Raw genomic sequence first — 16,953 nt, 5'->3', positions numbered from 1 at the left:
GGTGGGTTAGAGGTTTAGGGCGGTTCGGAAGGTGTTGGCTCGGATTGACAGTTCGGAGAGGGGGCCGCCGGTGGCGGCGTCGCCCAGGAGGGGGGAGCCTACGCCTACGGCGAGGGCGCCGGCGGTGAGGTAGGCGGGGGCGGATTGGGCGTCTACGCCGCCGACGGCGATCAGTGGGATGTCGGGGAGGGGTGCGCGGAGTTCGCGGAGGTAGCTGGGGCCGTGGACCTTGGCGGGGAAGATCTTGACGGCGGTGGCGCCGAGATCGACGGCGGCGACTACCTCGGTGGGGGTGAGGGCGCCGCAGAGCAGCGGCAGGCCGAGCTCGACCGAGCGGTGGGCGCCGCGGGTGATCGCGGGAGTCACCGCGAAGCTGGCGCGGGCGGCTGCTACCTCGTCGGCCTGGGCGGCGGTGACGACGGTGCCGGCGCCGATCAGAATGCTCGGGTCGTACTGGTTGCGGGCCGCGGCGATCGCCTCGACCGCGCCGGGCGTGGTCAGCGAGATCTCCAGGGCGGTGACGCCGGCCTCGACCAGTGTCTGTACGCAGGCCAGGGCGGTCTCGGCCCCGTCGGCGCGAATGATCGCGAGCAACTTCCGGCTGCGGAGTTCGGCAAGCAGGTCCATGATCTCCAACTTATGTGATCGGATAAGACATAGGACGTCCCATGAGCTCTGGTGTGGACGCCTGATCTGTGGCTAAATTTCAGAGTGAACAACCGCCCCGTTGTTTACTTACTGGAGGCATCCGCTCATGCCTAAGCTCAAAATCCTGGCCGCATTGGCGCTGACCGCGGCCACCCTCACGCCACCAACCCAAGCCGCCGCCACCCAAGCCCAAGCGCAACCCCAAGCAGTCACCCAGACCGTGCTGTTCAACAAGGGAGATGCCGGCTTCGGCTGCTACCGCATTCCGGCGATCGTCCGCACCAAGTCCGGCGCGTTGCTCGCCTTCGCCGAGGCCCGTCGCGCCTGGTGCGCCGACTCCCAGGAGATCGACCTCGTCCTCCGCCGCTCCGACGACGACGGCCGTACCTGGTCGGCCACCCAAACTGTCCTTTCGGGCACCGACACCGACCCGAATGCCGTCGCCACCCGCGGCAACCCGACCCCGATCGTCGACTACGAAACCGGCCGCATCGTGCTTCTCAGCACCATGGATCCAGGTACGACGACCCGCCCGCGCACCCCGTACGTCCAGTTCAGCGACGACGACGGCAAAACCTGGAGCAAGGCGAAGAACCTCGGCTCGCAAATCGACGATCCGGCCTGGGGCTGGTACGCGACCGGTCCCGTCCACGGCATCCAACTCACCCGCGGGGCGCACGCCGGTCGACTGGTCGCGGGCACCAACTACGACAACGGCAACCAGCAGAACGCCGGCCAGCTCGTGTACAGCGATGACCACGGCGTGACCTGGCACAAGGGCGCGACCGATCTCCGCGCGGACGCCGTACCGCAGGAGATCAGCGTGGTCGAGAAGGTCGACGGCGGGGTGTACGCCGGTGCGCGCAACAACGCCGGCACTTCCGGTGCGAGCCGGATGAGCGCGGTCAGCAACGACGGTGGTGAGACGTTCGCTGCCCCGTTCGCGACGATCGCCGGCCTGACAACGCCTGTCGTCCAAGGCTCGCTGCAACGTCTTCGCGCGGTCGACCAGGGCGACAAGTACAACCGCATCCTTTTCGCCGCACCGGCCGATCCGGACCGTCGGCGGTACATGACGATCCGATCCAGCTTCGACGAAGGCAAGACCTGGCAGTCCGTCGACCAAGGTACGCGGATCACCAGCGACTGGTCCGGCTACTCCGATCTGGCGATCCTCGACACTGGCGAGATCGGCCTGCTGTACGAGGGCGGAACGGTGGATGCCCGCGACCAGATCCGGTTCGCGCGGTTCACCGAAAGCGACATCGGCTTCCCGGATGCGCCGCGTACGGCGACAACGCCGGATGTCTCGGGACAGGGCAATCACACCTACTTGCGCGGTGCCCCGACGGTGGTGGCCGGCAAGTTCGGGCAGGCGCGGGACTTCGATGGTGTCGATGACGCGCTGCAGCTCCCGTACGCCGAGTCGCTGGCGGTCGGTGCGGGTGATTTCACCGCGATGGCCTGGATCAAGTACGGCGCGAGTACGGCGTACCAGGCGATCTTCTGGGGGTACGGGATCAACGAGTTCTCCCAGTTCTGGCTGCGGGCCGAACCGGCGGACAGCCGGATTCGCGGCCTGATCACCACCGGCGGCAACACTGCCTCGGTGCAGACGGCGAAGGCGTACAACGACAACGCATGGCACCACGTCGCCCTGCAACGCAGGGCCGGGACGCTCTCGCTCTGGGTTGATGGTGTGCAGTCGGCGAGTGTGGCCGCGCCGAGTGGATCGGTCAGTCCGGGGCGGCCGTTCCAGCTGTACGTCGGTCAGCGCCTTGACGGAGCGCATCATTTCGACGGGTCGATGGATGAGGTACGACTGTACAAGCGGGCGCTGTCCGCGGACGAAATCAACAGCATCCGCACCACCAACAGCACCTCGGTGCCCAACGCCGTACTCGACCTGCCACTCAACTGACATCAGACTGACCTGGCGGACAAGGTGAGCCGCCAGGTCAGTTCGCCACTCGCGGGCACCACCGCCGCGTCGTCCGGTCCCGCGGTCGCAAGGTCGAACACCCGGCCGAGCATCGGCTCGACCCCGAGACTCCGGTACGGCGCGTCAGCAGGGAAACCTCCTTGGTTCCGCCACAATGCAGTGGAAACAGGTTGCCCCGGGCAACTCAAAGTCATCGTCAGCTCAGCAGCGCGGTCGCGAACCGAAACCGTTGGGCAGTCCACCAAAATCGCCCCGACCGCGCTCCCATCGGTAGGTCCGTAGGCGGTCAGCTCCAGTGGTGTGGGCCAAGCAGCCGTCACCCAGGAAGCTCCGGACGGCCACGACCAGGGCAGCCACGGCGCCGCTTCGGGATAGATCCGGCATTCGGTTGCCGGCGGCGCCAAGATGGTTGCTCCAGGCGCACAATCGAGCAGAGCGTGGGCCACCCAGACGAAGCGATAGCCGGGCGGTGCCTGCAGATGGTAGTCAACGGCAACGGTATCTGTCCCGAACGTGAAGACCCGGTTGAGCACCGCGTCCCCATAAACGACGCAGCCGTCCCAAGGCTGATTCCAGAGGCCGCCGTGGTCAGGCGTTCCGCGTACGGTCGGAAAGCACTCGTCGACCCCGCCCGCGTCGATGAAGGTGGCGAGACCGGCGCGCGATCCGGTGATCAGGCCTGGCCCAGCCCACAACCACTCTCGACCGGCAAGATGCAGGGAGGTCCAACGACCACCATCGGCAACATCGACCGCTACAACAGTCACGCGAACCTCACCATTCCGCGAAACAACACAATCCTCACCACTCCGCAAACGAGCCGTCGGCGTGCCTCCACACCGGATTACGCCAGGTGTGACCGGTGCGGTCCGCGGCGCGTACGGCTGTCTCGTCGACCGTGATGCCCAAACCGGGCCGCGGATTCCACACCGCATGTCCGTCGACCCAGGTGAACGGCTCGGGATCGACGACGTACGACGTGAGGTCGCTGCCCACGTTGTAGTGGATGCCCCGGCTCTGCTCCTGGATCAGCAGGTTCGGTGTCGCGAACGATACTTGCAAGGAGGCCGCCAGCGAGATCGGACCGAGCGGGCAGTGCGGCGCAAGCATCGCGCCATGAGCGTCCGCGAGTACGGCGATCCGACGCAACTCCGAAATCCCGCCGGCATGCGAGACGTCGGGCTGTACGACCGCGACGCCGGCGTTCAACGGAGCGAGGAACTCCGAACGGTGAAAGAGCCGTTCGCCGAGAGCCACCGGAACGGATGATGTGGCAACGACTTCGGCCAGATGCGCCATCTGCTCGGGCAGCACTGGTTCCTCGACGAACAACGGGTGCAGGTCCTCGACCGCGTGCAGGATCCGTCGCGCCGCGGCCACGCCGACGCGCCCGTGCAGATCGATCGCGACATCACGATCATCGCCGAGAACCGCCCGCGCGGCGGCGAGCCGGGACACGATATCGTTGACCTCGGCAACGGATGGCGACGGCCGCACCTTCCCGCTGGCGTTCATTTTCACGGCCGTCATCCCGGCCTCGACCTGGGCGGTGACGGCCTCGCTGATCGCGGCCGGTTCGTCGCCGCCGACCCACGCGTACACGCGCACCCGATCGCGGACGCGTCCGCCGAGAAGCGCGGCGACCGGAGCTCCGTACACCTGACCTGCGATGTCCCACAGCGCCTGGTCGAGGCCGGCGACCGCGCTGCTCAGCACCGGGCCGCCGCGGTAGAAGCCACCTTTCGTCAGCACTTGCCAGTGCCGCTCGATCTGCAACGGGTCCTGGCCGATCAGGTACTCGGAGAGGACGTCGACGGCGGCGCGGACGACCTCGGCGCGCCCCTCGACGACCGGTTCGCCCCAGCCGACCACGCCGTCGCTCGTCTCGACCCGGCAGAACAGCCAGCGCGGCGCGACCAGGAACGTCTCGATCCGCTCGATCTTCATTGCCGTCCTCGCCTCGAGTCGCGTACTTCGGTCAGGTCGTCGGCCGACCTCGCCAGCAGCTCCCGCATCGCGAGCTCGGCTCCGTCCGGATCCTGTGCGCGGATCGCGTCGACGACCCGTCGATGGCTCGGCACCGGATCGGCCAACGGTTTCGCCTTGTGGACAAGGCGATCGCGGTCCGCGAGTCCGGTTTCCATGATCATTTCCAGCTTGGTCAGGAGTTCGTTTCCGGTTGCCGCAAGCAACGTTCGGTGGAACGCCAGGTCTGCGGCGGCCGCGTCGTGGTGGTCGTCAGCGGATTCCATCGCCGCGAGCGCCTCGTCCAGCGCGGTCAAGTGCGCGGCCTCGCCACGCAGCGCGGCCAGGCGCGCCGCGGCGGGTTCCACGATGCCGCGTAGCTCATGCAGGTCCTCGAGCAACCCCGGGCGGGCGTCGGCATCGGTGACCTGCCAGCGGATCATGTCCGGGTCCAGCAGGTTCCAGTCAGCACGCGGCCGGACGTACGTGCCGCGCTTCTGCCGCGCATCGACCAGCCCTTTGGCGGTCAGTACTTTCAGTGCCTCGCGGACCGCGGTCAGGCTGACGCCGAGATCGGTCTGCAGTTCGGCGACGTTGATCGTCGCGCCTTCTGGTACCTGTCCGGACAGAATCCGCCGCGCCAGTTCCTCCACGATTTGCCCGTGCAGCCCGCGCGCCACCACCCTGTTCGTCACGCGGAATCCTTCACCGCGGACCATCCGCCGTCGACGACCAGGCTGGCGGCGGTCACGTACGACGCTTCCGCCGACAGCAGGAACGCCACCGCCTTGGCGACCTCGTCCGGCTGGCCGAGCCGCCCGATCGCGGTGGCCTGCGCACTGCGCTTCAGATCCTCCGGCCCGCACCTGTCCCAGGCGGCGGTGTGGATCGGGCCGGGGAGGACCGAGTTCACGCGGATCTTCCCGCCGTACTCGACTCCGAGCTGGCGGGCGAGTGCGACCAAAGCACCCTTGCTTGCCGCGTACGCCGCGTGGCCGGGGATGCCTGCCAGCGCGTGGACCGACGAGATGAGCACGACCGAGCCGTCGTCCGCCGCGAGGTCGTCGTGCAACGTGCGGAATCCGAGGAAGGCGGCCGAGAGGTTCACGTCGAGCTGCCGCTGCCAGGACGCCGGGGTCATTTCGTGCGCCGGCCGTACGTCTGAGATGTACGCGTTGCTGACCAGGCCGCTGATCCGCCCGAGCTCGTCACGCCCGCGGGACAGTACTTCCGCCCAGGTATCCGGTGCGGACACATCGCCGACCACCGCGATCGTCTGCCCCGGCACTTCCGGACAGGGATGCACGTCGACCTGCACCACCCGCGCACCTTCGGCCACCGCCCGCGCGACGCACGCCGCTCCGATCCCGGACGCGGCCCCGGTCACCACGATCACCCGCCCACCCAGCCGCACGCGGCGCCTCCTTTGCTCATAATTTAGGAATTAATATGCCAGCCCCCAAGGGCCGGCGCAAGGGAGAGATCGGCGGCTCGACAGTACGTATATGCCCACTGCGCCGCGCCGCGAGCGTGTGCAGGCGGGGGATGGGGCCGGCGCAGGGGACACCTCCTGTCGAGCTGCCGGGTGTACGGCGGAGCGCAGTTGCTGCCGATCAGCGCCAGTTGACTTCGGTGGAGTGGTGCCAGGTCCAGGTGCGGTGGCGCCAAGTCGGCGATTGCTGGGCGAGGCGCGCGGCGTACGTGGGCCAGTCGACTGAAGTGTGCTGTGACCAGGCCTTTTCGGCGGCGCCGGGGAGGCGGGGGAGGAGCATCAACTCCAGGTCCTCGGAGCTGAGGATGGTCTCGCACCAGATCGCCGCTTCGACGCCAACAAGCTGGTCGGTCGAGGTGACACCCGGTGTGTTTTCGACCGGATCCCACGAGATCCCGTCCCACAGTGTGGCCGGGCCGTAGAACTCGAGCCCCAGTCGCTTGCGCGCTTCCTCCTGCGCCGGGTCGGAGGACGGATCACCATGCGGACGGTCGAAGTACACCCACGTGGTCGGCGAGGCGATCAGGCGCGTACCGGCGGCGAGCGCTTTCGGTGCATCCAACTTCGCCTTCTGGAAATGCTCCAGCAGCATCGGCAGTACATCTTCCGGCAACCGTGGCGCATTGCCGGTGTCCATCGCGTCGATGTCGATGCTGATCCAGTACTGCGCCACGTCGTCCGGACCGGTTGCGCCGCGGGCGATCTCCTGCCAGCCGACGACGCGCTTCCCACGGGCGCGAACCAGCGCGGCGGCCTGCTCGACAAAGGCCGCATGGTCCTCGTCGGCCATCCCCCACGTCTCGTCACCGCCGATGTGTACGTACGCACTCTGCGGGAACTGCGGGATGACGGCATCCAGTACATCCTCGACGAACGCCCAGGTCTCGGCGCGATCCGGCTGGAGCGCGTTCAGCGGAATGGAGTTTCCGTCGCCGAAGTCGATCGTGCGAAGCTCGGCCGGCGCCAGTTCCGGGTACGCGGCGAACACGGCGGTGGTGTGCCCGGGCATGTCGATTTCGGGTACGACGGTCACGTACCGCTCGGCCGCGTACTGCACGAGCTCGGCCAACTCCGCCTGGCTGTAGTACCCACCGGGGCGATCGCCGAGTGCACCGCGCGCGCCGACCTCGGTCAAGGCAGGCCGGGACGGTACTTCGACCCGCCAGCCCTGGTCGTCGGTGAGGTGCAGGTGGAGAACGTTCAGCTTGTACAGCGCGAGCATGTCGATGACCCGGCGTACTTCGTCCGGTCCATGGAACGTCCGGACCACGTCGAACGACAACCCGCGCCAGGCGAAGCGCGGTCCGTCGACGATGCGGGTCGCCGGCAGTACTGCGCTGCCGTCCTGGAGCTGCGCCGAGATCAGCTGGCGGAGCGAGGTCAGGCCGCGATGAACCGCTTCCGGCGTCGGGCCCCAGACGCGGATGCCGTCGGTGGTGATCTCCAGGCCGTGCCGTTCGTCCACAGCTTCACCGTCGGCGCGCAGGCCGGCGACCGGGGCGACTTCGTCGACGGGCTCGATCGCGAGGGTGATGCCCGCGGTGCCGGTGAGTTCCAATCCGGTGTCCAGCGCCACGTCCTCGATGAATCGGCTCACGGGTCCGGCGAGGTCAGGGGCGGCGGCGATGCCGGTTGCGGTGGTCAGTGTGTACGTGCCGTCGGCGGCGGTGGTCTTCGCGGGTGCGGGGATCACGGGGAGGCTCATCCGACGAGTTTGCGGCAAGACCACGGGCCGGGACAGACCTCGGACCAGGCCCGGTGGATTCTTTCCGGATTCACCGACTCGCCGTTCGATGGTGACATCGCGGCCATCATGGTGCAGTCTCCTTCTGTCGGATCATGCTTGTTTCTACCGCCAAGGAGACAATTATGCGCAGAACCGCCGCCGTATTGTCGGCTGCGCTGATCGCCGGCCTCGTGCCCGCGGCAGCGCACGCCGCGCCCCCACCGGTTCCCGTGCAACTCGTGTCGATCACCGACTTCCACGGCTACCTGCGGCCGCCGACGCCCGCCGACGGTGGCACCATCGCCGGGCCGGACGGCGCCACCCAGGTCGTCGGCGGCGCCGCGTACCTGGCCACGCACCTGAACGAGATCCGCGCCGGGAAGAAGAACTCGATCTTCTTCACCGACGGCGACAACTTCTCCGGCTGGCCGTTCGAGGTGGACGTGCACGCCGACGAGCCGACGATCGAGGTCCTGAACGCGCTCGGCGTCGAGTTCTCCAGCGTCGGCAACCACGAGCTGGACGTGTCGAAGAGCTTCCTCGTCGACCACATGGAGAAGGGCAAGTGCTTCGGCACGGTCGGCGTGGACAGCTGCTTCACCGACTCGACCGGCCGACGGTTCCACGGTGCCGACTTCGACTTCCAGTCGGCGAACATCGTCGACGCGAAGGGCAAGACCATCGTCGCGCCGTACACGATCCGGATGGTGAAGAACGGCGGCCGGACGTACCCGATCGGCTTCATCGGGCTGACTGTTCCGGACACACCGGTCGGTTCCACGTCGTACCAGCCGGAGCTGAAGGCCCTGGACCAGGTCGAGGCCGCGAACCGGGCCGCCGCGGAGCTGACCAAGCGCGGCGTGAAGGCGATCGTGCTGAACATGCACGACGGCGGTACGGACGCGTCGGCGACGTACGACAACTGTGTGAACCCGAGCGGACCGGCCTTCGACGTGGCGCGGCAGGTGACACCGGAGATCGACGCGATCGTCACCGGGCACTGGCACGCGGCGTTCAACTGCACCATCCCCGACCCGGCCGGGAACCCGCGCCCGGTGGTCGAGGCCGCGAACCACGGCCGGCTGATCAGCGAGATCAACCTGCAGCTGGACCCGCGCAGCGGTGAGGTGCTGCGGGACAAGACCACGTCGGTGAACCATGCGGTCACCCGTGACGTCACGCCGGACCCGAAGATCCAGAAGATCGTCGACTACTGGACCGCGGCGGGCAACCGGAAGTACGCCGAGCCGGTCGCGACGATCACCGGCGACTTCACTCGTACGCCGAACGCTGTTGGTGAAAGCACGATGGCCGACCTCGGGGCCGACGTACATCTGTGGACCGCTCGGCAGAACGGGCCGGCTGACCTTGGTGTGATTGCCGCCAAGCCGGCGACTGGATCGACGGCCGTCCGTGGTGACCTGTTGGTTGCTGCGAGCAACAAGCCGGGTGACGCCGACGGCCGGGTGATGCTGGGCGAGTCGTGGGACGCGTACGGCTACGGCAACCCGGTGCTGACGGTCAGCCTGACCGGTGCGCAGCTGGACGCGGTCCTCGAACAGCAGTGGCAGACGCAGGCGAACGGTACGGTGAAGTTCGCGCCGCTCGCGTTGTCGTCCAATGTCAAGTACTCGTTCGACGCGAGCCGTCCGGTCGGCGACCGGATCGATCCGGCGGACGTGAAGCTCGATGGTGTCGCACTGGACCCAGCGAAGACGTACCGGGTCGCGGCGCTCGCCTACACGGTGATCGGTGCTGACGGGTACTCGGCGTTCAAGGCGTACACGAACCCGGTACGCAATAACACGGACCACGAGACGTTCGCCTCGTACCTCCGTACGCACAAGACCCTGACTCCGGCCCCGCTCGACCGGGTCACGCAGAAGGGCTAGCGGATCGCCAGGCCATCACAATCGCCGCCGGAGAACGCCGCCCCGCGTACGGGGCGCGCGGCGGGCCGATTGTGATGGCCTGGGCATCCGGGTCTAGACGATCCACTTCTGATTCGCACCGCCGGAGCAGGTCCAGATCTGGGTCGGTGTCGCATTTGCCGAGTTGTTGCCGGTGACATCGAGGCACTTGTTGGCCCGCGGATTCACCAGGTCGCGGCCCGACGAGTACACCCACTGCTGGGCCGCGTTTCCGTTACAGGACACGAGTTGCACCCTGGTGCCGTCGGCAACATCAGCGTTTGCCACGTCGAGACATTTGCCCAAGGCCCGGATTGTGCCGTCGCCGGGGCGGGTCCACTTCTGCGCATTGGTGCCGTTGCATTCGTACAGTTGAACGGTGGTGCCGTCGGCCGGGTTCGCGCCGGCTACATCCAGGCACTTGCCGGCCAGGCCGGTGATCTGGGTGCCACCACCGCCGGAGCTGCCCAGAGTGGAGACGCGGACGTAGTCGACGGTCATGGTCTGTGGCATTTGGGTGGTGCCGTCCGGGTAGCCGGGCCAGTAGCCGCCGACCGCGAGGTTCAGGATCATGAAGAACGGGTGGTTGAAGACCCAGGCGTTGCCGTTCAGATCCGCAGGCGTACGGCGCTGGTACTGCACACCGTCGACGTACCAGGTGATCGAATCCGGCGCCCAATCGACGGCGAAGGTGTGGAAGTCGTCCGCGAACGACCAGCCGTTCGGATGGTTGTACGCGGCACCGATACCGCCCGCGCCCGAGTAGCCAGGCCCGTGAATCGTGCCGTGGACGGTGGCCGGCTCCTTGCCGATGTTCTCCATGATGTCGATCTCGCCGTCGTTCGGCCAGTTGCCGCCGCCGAGCATCCAGAACGCCGGCCAGATCCCTTGCCCGCGCGGAATCTTGATCCGCGCCTCGAACCGGCCGTACGTCTGGGTGAAGGTCTGCGCGGTCAGCAACCGCGCGGACGTGTACTGACACGGGCCGTAGTGGCACTGATAACCGCCGTTCTCCTGGCGAGCGGTGATGACCAGATTGCCGTTGCCGTCGAGCGCCGAGTTGCGGGTGCTGTTGGTGTAGTACTCCATTTCGTTGTTGCCCCAGCCGTTGCCGCCGATGTCGTACCGCCACTTGGCGGGATCGGGGGCCTGGCCGGCGGGGCCGTCGAAGTTGTCCTCCCAGACCGTCGCGGTCTGAGCGGCCGCGGCCTGCTGATGACCGGAGGCGGCCGGCTGGAGGAGGGCGGTGCCGACTGCGACGGCACCGATCGCGACGAACGCGAGCAAGCGGGAACGCTGCATGACTACCTCATTTCCGGGGGCGTCTGAATGAGGATGCTGCTTGCGCGGCAGCGTCCCATGAGAACGCTCTCATCGCAACCCCGGAGCGACATTTGACCCTCCGGTTACCGGAGGGTGGAAGCTTGTCGCATGACGGCGACGGTGACGGTGGGGGAGTTCTCGCGACTCACCCACCTGAGTGTGAAGACCCTGCACCACTACCACGAGATCGGGCTGCTGGCGCCGGTCTCGGTCGATGCCACCTCCGGCTACCGGCGGTACGGCACCGGCCAGGTGGAGACCGCGCTGCTGATTCGCCGGCTGCGGTTGTTGCGGATGCCGCTGCCGGACGTACGCGCCGTGGTCGAGGCGGGGGACGGTGCCGCCCGCGAGGAGACGCTGCGCTCGCACCTCGAGCGGATGGAGCGGGAGCTCGCGCAAACCCGGGACGTAGTGGTGTCGCTACGCGAACTGCTCACGCCGGGGCGGCCGGTGCTCGACGTCGAATACCGGTTCATTCCGCCGTTCCGGGCGTACGGCATCCGCGATCAGGTGCTGCGGGACGGCATCGGGCCATGGTGTGAGTACGCGTTCGGGCGGCTCGGCGCGGTCACTGGTGACATTCCGGGGACCTCGGGCGCCACGTACAGCGACGAGTTCTTCGCCGACGACGAGGGTGAGGTGCTGGCGTTCCATCCGGTCCCGCCGGACCAGCCGGCAGCCGACGGTGTCGAGCTCGTCGACCTGCCCGGTGGGTACTTCGCGATCGCGGTGCACACCGGCCCGATGACCGATTTCGACCGTACTTACGGCGCCCTTGGCAGCCATGTCGCGGAGTTCTGCGAGGTGGCGCCGGGGCCGATCCGCGAGCTGTACCCGATCTCGCCGGGTGACGTATCAGACCCGGCCGACTACCGAACCGAAGTGTGCTGGCCGATCCAGCGCATCCCTGTGACCGGGGCGGTGGGGTGGGAAAAGTATCCAACACTGAAAGGCTGAACGATGTCCGTGACACTGGAGAACATCACCGTCGACTGCACCGACGCGCAGGCGCTGGCCACCTTCTGGGCGGCCGTGCTCTCCACCGAGGTAGATGCTGACGGCAACGAGTTCTTCGCGACCGTGAACCGGGCCGCGGCCGGTCCGTCGCTGATGTTCCTGCAGGTCCCCGAGCCGCGGAACGGGAAGAACCGCCTGCACCTGGACCTGGTCGCCGACGACTGGGCCGGCGAGGTGGACCGCTTGGTCGGGCTGGGTGCGAAGCGGCTGGACGAGCACAACGAGTACGGCACGCACTGGATCACGCTGGCCGATCCCGAGGGCAATGTGTTCGACGTAGCGGAACAGCACGGCTGAACCAGGTAGTAGCTCGAGGCGTACCTCAGTCCATCTGGTCGAGGTGCGCCTCGAGCGCGTCCAGCCGGCCGCGCCACAGGTCGCGGTACGGCTCCAGCCAGGCGTCGAGCTCGGCCAGCGGCGCGGGGCGCAGTTTGTACCAGCGGCGTTGCGCGTCGTGGCGTACCTCGACCAGGCCGGCGTCCCGCAACACCTTCAGGTGCTTGGACACGGCCGGCTGACTGAGCGAGAGCGCGTCGACGAGTTCACCGACCGGACGTTCGCCGGTCCGCAACAGGTCGAGGATCTCCCGCCGCCGCGGCTCCGCCAGCACCTCGAACGTAGTTGCCATACCAGGAATATAACCCGGTCCGGCCGCTCTAGGGAGTGTGTCCGAAGGCGGCGCTGAAGGCCTCGCGGAACAGGCTCGGCAAGTCCGGATCGCTGTCGTCGGAGGCCCAGCGGAGCAAGGCGGTGTGCGCCACGCCGAGGCATGCGCTCGCGGCGGCCCGGGCGGCGTACTCGAGGGTCGGATCGTCGGCGCAGATCGCGGTCACGAACACCTCTTGCAGGCGGAACTGACTGTCCAGGTGCCGGGCCTGCAGCGCGGGCGTCGAGATCATCAGTTGCAACCGGGTGCGGAGCAGGTCGTGGTCGTTGGTCACCGCCAATTCGAGGGTGGCGAGCACGGTGCGGCCGATGCGGTCGGCGAGTGAACCGGTCGCGGGCAGTTCGGTGATCGTCGCCGCGGCCAGGTGGTCGAAGTCGTCGTACAGCACCAGATCTTCCTTGGTGGGGAAGTTCCGGTAGACCGTCATCGCGGAGACGCCGGCCGCCTCGGCGACGTCGTTCACCGTGGTCGCGTCGTACCCGCGGTCCGCGAACAGGCGGAGCGCCTGGCGCTGGACGCGTTGCCGGGTGTCCGCGCGCTGGCGGTCCCTCAGGTTCATGTGGTAGATACTAACATCATGATAGTTTCTAACATGAATGGCCAAGTGGCGTTGGTGACCGGGGCCTCGCGGGGGATCGGGCGGGCGATCGCGGAGCGGCTGGCGGCAGCCGGTGCCGAGATCGCGGTGCATTACAACCGGGACAAGGCCGGGGCCGAGGAGACGCTGGAGCGGATCGGCGGGCGCGGGTTCGTCCTCGGCGCGGAGCTCGGCGTACCAGGTGATGCCGACGAGGTGCTTCGGCAGCTGAGCGTTGGTTTGGCGGGGCGATCGCTGGGCGTACTGGTGAACAACGCCGCCGCGCCGCCGAACGGACCGATCGGTGCGGACACGGAAGCCGGGTTCGACCGGTTGATGGCGGTGAACGTACGGGCGCCGTACTTCCTGATCCAGCGGTTGCTGCCGGTGCTGGCCGACGGCGCGCGGATCGTCTCGCTGTCGTCGGTCGCGACGCGGATGGCCAATCCGGGACAGACCTCGTTCGCGATGACCAAAGGCGCGGTCGAGACGATGACGCGTACGCTCGCGCAGGAGCTCGGGCGGCGGGGCATCACGGTGAACGCCGTCGCCCCGGGCGCGACCCGGACCGAGGCGAACGGCGCGGTCTTCGAAGCGCCCGGGCTGACCGAGCTGATCGTCGGCCAGACCGCTCTCGGCCGGCTGGGCAGTGGCGAGGATGTCGCCGAGGTGGTTGCGTTCCTCGCCTCGCCCGGGGCGCGATGGATCACCGGTCAGGTCATCGACGCGTCCGGTGGGCTGCACCTCGGGGTGGGGTGATCTCGGCGTGGGGTGATCAGGGTGTCGACTCGGTGTCCAGGAAGAGCTGGACGTTGGGGTGGGTGCGCAGTGCCGTCCCGGGGTGATTGGGGCCGATCGGTTGGTTGAGGGTGTCGCGTACGGCCTGCAGCTTGACCGCGCCGGGGACCGAACCGATCAGTGCGTGGGCGTTCAGCAGGCGGGGGATCGTGACGGTGATCGCGTGCGTCGGTACGTCGTCCAGGGCTGCGAAGTTGCCTTCGTCGACTTGCTGACGGCGGCTGGTGTCGTCGAGCGCGACGATCCTCGTGGCCTGTGGGTCGGCGAAGTCGGCCGGCGGGTCGTTGAACGCCAGGTGGCCGTTGACGCCGAGGCCGAACAGGACAAGGTCAAAGGGCTCGGTGCCCATCAGCTCCGCGTAGTGCTCGGGGCCGTCCTCCGGCGCGAGCGGGTGAAAAGTTGCCTGCGGCACCTTGTTCAGGAAGCTCCGGTGCAGCCAGTTCCGGAAACCTTGCGGGGCGTCCGCGGGCAGGCCGACGTACTCGTCCATGTGGAAGAACTCGATCCGGCTCCAATCGATCTCCGCCGCACCGGCGAGTGCGGCTAGGGTCGCGGCCTGGCTGGGGGCCGCGGCCAGCATGACGCGGGCCTGTCCGCGGGCGGCGATCGCCTCGAGAAGTTCGGCGGCGGCGGCCGTGGCGGCGGCGCGGCCGAGGTCCTCGCGGGTCGGGTGCGTACTGATCCGCGGCGCGTGCTCGACGGTCATGGAGACTCCTTCGGGGAGACGTGTGGTGCGCACAGGCTCGCACAACCGGGGGTTTTCCCCCGGTCGGTACGGTGGATGGCCAGAGGTGAGACCGGTGGGCTGGCTCCAGTGTTTGTCGGGAGCCAGCTCTCTAGTTTCTTACGCATGGTGACGACGACGAGTCAGGTGCTGATGACCACGCTGCAGGCAACGACCGCGGAGCCGACCGGTGGAGTGGCCGGGTGGGCGATCGATTTGATGGAGCGACTCGGCCCGGCCGGCGCCGGGCTCGCGGTCGCGCTGGAGAATCTGTTTCCACCACTGCCGAGCGAGGTGATCCTGCCGCTGGCGGGGTTCGCCGCCAGCCGGGGTGATTTCGGGCTGTTCAATGCGATCCTCTTCACCACGCTCGGTTCGGTTGTCGGGGCGCTCGCTTTGTACGGGGTGGGTGCGGTGCTCGGGCGGGATCGGACCAGGGCGCTGGCTTCGAAACTGCCGCTGGTCAAGGTGCGGGATGTGGACAAGGCGGAGGAGTGGTTCGTCCGGCATGGTTCGAAGGCGGTGCTGATCGGGCGGCTGGTTCCGGTGGTCCGCAGCTTGATCTCGGTTCCGGCCGGGGTGGAGCGGATGCGAGTCGCGGTGTTCCTGCCGCTGACCGCACTGGGGAGTCTGGTGTGGAACTCGTTGCTCATTCTCGCCGGGTACCAGCTGGGCGAGCGGTGGCACGTGGTGGAGTCGTCGGTCGGCGTGTTCCAGAAGGTCGTGATCGTCGGTGCGGTGGCGGCGGTGGCTTGGTTCGTGGTTGTCAAGCTCAGGGCCAGACGTTCGCCATCTGAGAAAGTCAAGTGAGAGGCTCGACTTTCACTACGCTCGAGGGATCACAACCGATGCCTCAGGAGTTGGGTCAGATGCCGTCAGTCGCGTTCGAGTCGCAGGTCGTACCGGAGCCACCGGTCTGGCCGCAGTCGGTGGTCACCGTGGTCGGCAACCCCCGGCCGGGTTCGCGGACAGCCGCCGCGGCCGCGTCCGTGGCGGAGCTGCTCGCCTCCGAGCTCGGTACGCCCTACCGGATCGACGAGCTGATCGACCTGGTCACGTTCGCGCCGGCGATCTTCCAGGGCGACCAGGCCGCCGACGCTGAACGGGCCGCGCTGGAGAACGCCGTCGATCTGGTGTCGTCCGCGTCGGTGATCGTGATCGCGACACCGGTCTACAAAGGCAGCTACACGGGCCTGGTGAAGAGCTTCCTCGACATCCTCCGCCCACAAGCGCTGGCTGGCTCCGTCGTGATCCCGGTAACCGTCTCCGCCGCCCCCAGCCACAAACTCCTGGCCGATCACCACCTCCGCCCAGTCCTAGCCGAGCTCGGCGCCACCACCCCCGTCCCCGGCGTAATCCTCGAAGAACGCGACCTCGAAGACCTCCAAGTAGTCCTCTCCACCTGGATCCGCACCAATGCAACGATCATCCAGTCAACAACCATCGCCCTCCAACCAGTACCCGAACCAACACCAACCCACTGAAACCAAAAGCAGTCGGGTTGCGGATCCACCACCATCACCCTCCACCCGTACCCAAACCCACGCATTAACCCACCCACCTCCCCACCCAACCCGCCCTTTCCGCCACCCCCACCAAACTCGCGGTACACGCCCCACCCATCTGCCCCAACCGTCTGCCCACCCGCCTGCCCGACCGTCTGCCCCACCCGGCGGCTCGCGCCTGCTCCACCGGCCTGCCCGTCTGTCGGCTCGATCCGGTGGCTCGTGTCTGCCCTGTCGGCGTGCTCGTTTGTCTGCTCGGTCCGGTGGTTCGCGTCTGCCCGTCGGCCTCCTCGTCCGTCGGCCCGATCCGGCGGTTCGCACCTGCCCCGCCCGTCTGCTCGACGGTCGGTTTGATCCGGTGGCTCGCGTCTGCCTCGTCGGCCTGGCCGACCGTCTGCTCGATCCGGCGGCTCGCACCTGTCCGACCGTCTGCCCTACCCGCCAGCTCGCACCTGCCCGAGCACCCGCAGCGCACTAGCCACGCTCGCGCTCGAGCGTTCGCCAAGTGCACCGGCGGCCGCCGTGCTCGAGCCCTCGTCGCGCGCACCCGCGCGTACCCGCGATCGTCCTTGGCGGGTGTGGAGGCACAGCTCGCTCCTGCACCCGGGGGGGTGTCCCTATGGGTTTCGTCAAGCGGCTGATGGGGTTGGGTGTTGGTA

Annotated in this window: 17 protein-coding genes; 7 read left to right on the top strand and 10 right to left on the bottom strand. The window is 67.9% G+C overall.

The window, feature by feature from the left end:
• Positions 1-6: 6 nt before the first annotated feature.
• Complete coding sequence (locus tag ABD260_RS34690) at positions 7-627, bottom strand: bifunctional 4-hydroxy-2-oxoglutarate aldolase/2-dehydro-3-deoxy-phosphogluconate aldolase (protein ID WP_344240703.1); 621 nt, start codon at positions 625-627, stop codon at positions 7-9.
• Positions 628-754: 127 nt separating this feature from the next.
• Here ABD260_RS34690 and ABD260_RS34685 point away from each other — a divergent pair, with 127 nt between their 5' ends.
• Positions 755-2,569 carry an exo-alpha-sialidase gene (locus tag ABD260_RS34685; protein WP_344240701.1) on the top strand — a complete coding sequence of 605 codons (1,815 nt, stop codon included), beginning with the start codon at positions 755-757 and terminating at the stop codon, positions 2,567-2,569.
• Positions 2,570-2,571: 2 nt separating this feature from the next.
• Here the strand turns inward: ABD260_RS34685 and ABD260_RS34680 are convergent, their stop codons facing one another.
• The 5 genes from ABD260_RS34680 to ABD260_RS34660 form a co-directional block, all read right to left on the bottom strand.
• Positions 2,572-3,357: a hypothetical protein gene (locus ABD260_RS34680; protein WP_344240699.1), complete on the bottom strand. Its 786-nt coding sequence runs from the start codon at positions 3,355-3,357 to the stop codon at positions 2,572-2,574.
• 34 nt (positions 3,358-3,391) lie between these two features.
• Complete coding sequence (gene dgoD / locus ABD260_RS34675; RefSeq protein WP_344240697.1) at positions 3,392-4,537, bottom strand: galactonate dehydratase; 1,146 nt, start codon at positions 4,535-4,537, stop codon at positions 3,392-3,394.
• The gene (locus tag ABD260_RS34670; RefSeq protein ID WP_344240695.1) at positions 4,534-5,250 is read right to left on the bottom strand and encodes a FadR/GntR family transcriptional regulator; all 717 of its coding nucleotides are present in this window, start codon (positions 5,248-5,250) and stop codon (positions 4,534-4,536) included. Before ABD260_RS34670 ends, dgoD begins: the two co-directional genes overlap by 4 nt.
• Complete coding sequence (locus ABD260_RS34665; RefSeq protein ID WP_344240693.1) at positions 5,247-5,969, bottom strand: SDR family NAD(P)-dependent oxidoreductase; 723 nt, start codon at positions 5,967-5,969, stop codon at positions 5,247-5,249. Before ABD260_RS34665 ends, ABD260_RS34670 begins: the two co-directional genes overlap by 4 nt.
• Before the next feature lie 199 nt (positions 5,970-6,168).
• Positions 6,169-7,752 carry a beta-N-acetylhexosaminidase gene (locus ABD260_RS34660; RefSeq protein WP_344240691.1) on the bottom strand — a complete coding sequence of 528 codons (1,584 nt, stop codon included), beginning with the start codon at positions 7,750-7,752 and terminating at the stop codon, positions 6,169-6,171.
• Positions 7,753-7,916: 164 nt separating this feature from the next.
• Between ABD260_RS34660 and ABD260_RS34655 the strand changes: the two genes are divergently transcribed.
• Positions 7,917-9,665: a bifunctional metallophosphatase/5'-nucleotidase gene (locus ABD260_RS34655; protein ID WP_344240689.1), complete on the top strand. Its 1,749-nt coding sequence runs from the start codon at positions 7,917-7,919 to the stop codon at positions 9,663-9,665.
• A gap of 93 nt (positions 9,666-9,758) precedes the next feature.
• On the opposite strand, the gene ABD260_RS34650 is transcribed toward ABD260_RS34655, so the two are convergent.
• The gene (locus tag ABD260_RS34650) at positions 9,759-10,985 is read right to left on the bottom strand and encodes a family 16 glycosylhydrolase (protein WP_344240687.1); all 1,227 of its coding nucleotides are present in this window, start codon (positions 10,983-10,985) and stop codon (positions 9,759-9,761) included.
• Between the two features lie 129 nt (positions 10,986-11,114).
• Between ABD260_RS34650 and ABD260_RS34645 the strand changes: the two genes are divergently transcribed.
• Positions 11,115-11,963 carry a MerR family transcriptional regulator gene (locus ABD260_RS34645; protein ID WP_344240685.1) on the top strand — a complete coding sequence of 283 codons (849 nt, stop codon included), beginning with the start codon at positions 11,115-11,117 and terminating at the stop codon, positions 11,961-11,963.
• 3 nt (positions 11,964-11,966) lie between these two features.
• Complete coding sequence (locus ABD260_RS34640; RefSeq protein WP_344240683.1) at positions 11,967-12,320, top strand: VOC family protein; 354 nt, start codon at positions 11,967-11,969, stop codon at positions 12,318-12,320.
• 25 nt (positions 12,321-12,345) lie between these two features.
• Here ABD260_RS34640 and ABD260_RS34635 read toward each other — a convergent pair whose 3' ends face one another.
• Together ABD260_RS34635 and ABD260_RS34630 are read right to left on the bottom strand one after the other, a co-directional pair.
• Positions 12,346-12,651, bottom strand: a complete 306-nt coding sequence (locus ABD260_RS34635; RefSeq protein ID WP_344240681.1) for an ArsR/SmtB family transcription factor — start codon at positions 12,649-12,651, stop codon at positions 12,346-12,348.
• 28 nt (positions 12,652-12,679) lie between these two features.
• The gene (locus ABD260_RS34630) at positions 12,680-13,249 is read right to left on the bottom strand and encodes a TetR/AcrR family transcriptional regulator (protein WP_344240679.1); all 570 of its coding nucleotides are present in this window, start codon (positions 13,247-13,249) and stop codon (positions 12,680-12,682) included.
• A 33-nt stretch (positions 13,250-13,282) separates the two neighbouring features.
• On the opposite strand from ABD260_RS34630, the gene ABD260_RS34625 reads away from it, so the two are divergent.
• On the top strand, positions 13,283-14,026 hold the full coding sequence (locus ABD260_RS34625; protein ID WP_344240677.1) for an SDR family NAD(P)-dependent oxidoreductase: 744 nt from the start codon (positions 13,283-13,285) through the stop codon (positions 14,024-14,026).
• 16 nt (positions 14,027-14,042) lie between these two features.
• Here the strand turns inward: ABD260_RS34625 and ABD260_RS34620 are convergent, their stop codons facing one another.
• The gene (locus ABD260_RS34620; RefSeq protein ID WP_344240675.1) at positions 14,043-14,771 is read right to left on the bottom strand and encodes a 6-phosphogluconolactonase; all 729 of its coding nucleotides are present in this window, start codon (positions 14,769-14,771) and stop codon (positions 14,043-14,045) included.
• 144 nt (positions 14,772-14,915) lie between these two features.
• Between ABD260_RS34620 and ABD260_RS34615 the strand changes: the two genes are divergently transcribed.
• Positions 14,916-15,599: a DedA family protein gene (locus ABD260_RS34615; RefSeq protein ID WP_344240673.1), complete on the top strand. Its 684-nt coding sequence runs from the start codon at positions 14,916-14,918 to the stop codon at positions 15,597-15,599.
• A 38-nt stretch (positions 15,600-15,637) separates the two neighbouring features.
• The gene (locus tag ABD260_RS34610) at positions 15,638-16,273 is read left to right on the top strand and encodes an NADPH-dependent FMN reductase (protein WP_344240671.1); all 636 of its coding nucleotides are present in this window, start codon (positions 15,638-15,640) and stop codon (positions 16,271-16,273) included.
• The last annotated feature ends 680 nt before the right edge of the window (positions 16,274-16,953 follow it).

Origin of the sequence: Kribbella hippodromi, from assembly GCF_039531045.1 — a bacterium.
Classification (GTDB): Bacteria; Actinomycetota; Actinomycetes; order Propionibacteriales; family Kribbellaceae; genus Kribbella; species Kribbella hippodromi.
This window is presented reverse-complemented; position numbering and strand designations above follow the sequence as displayed.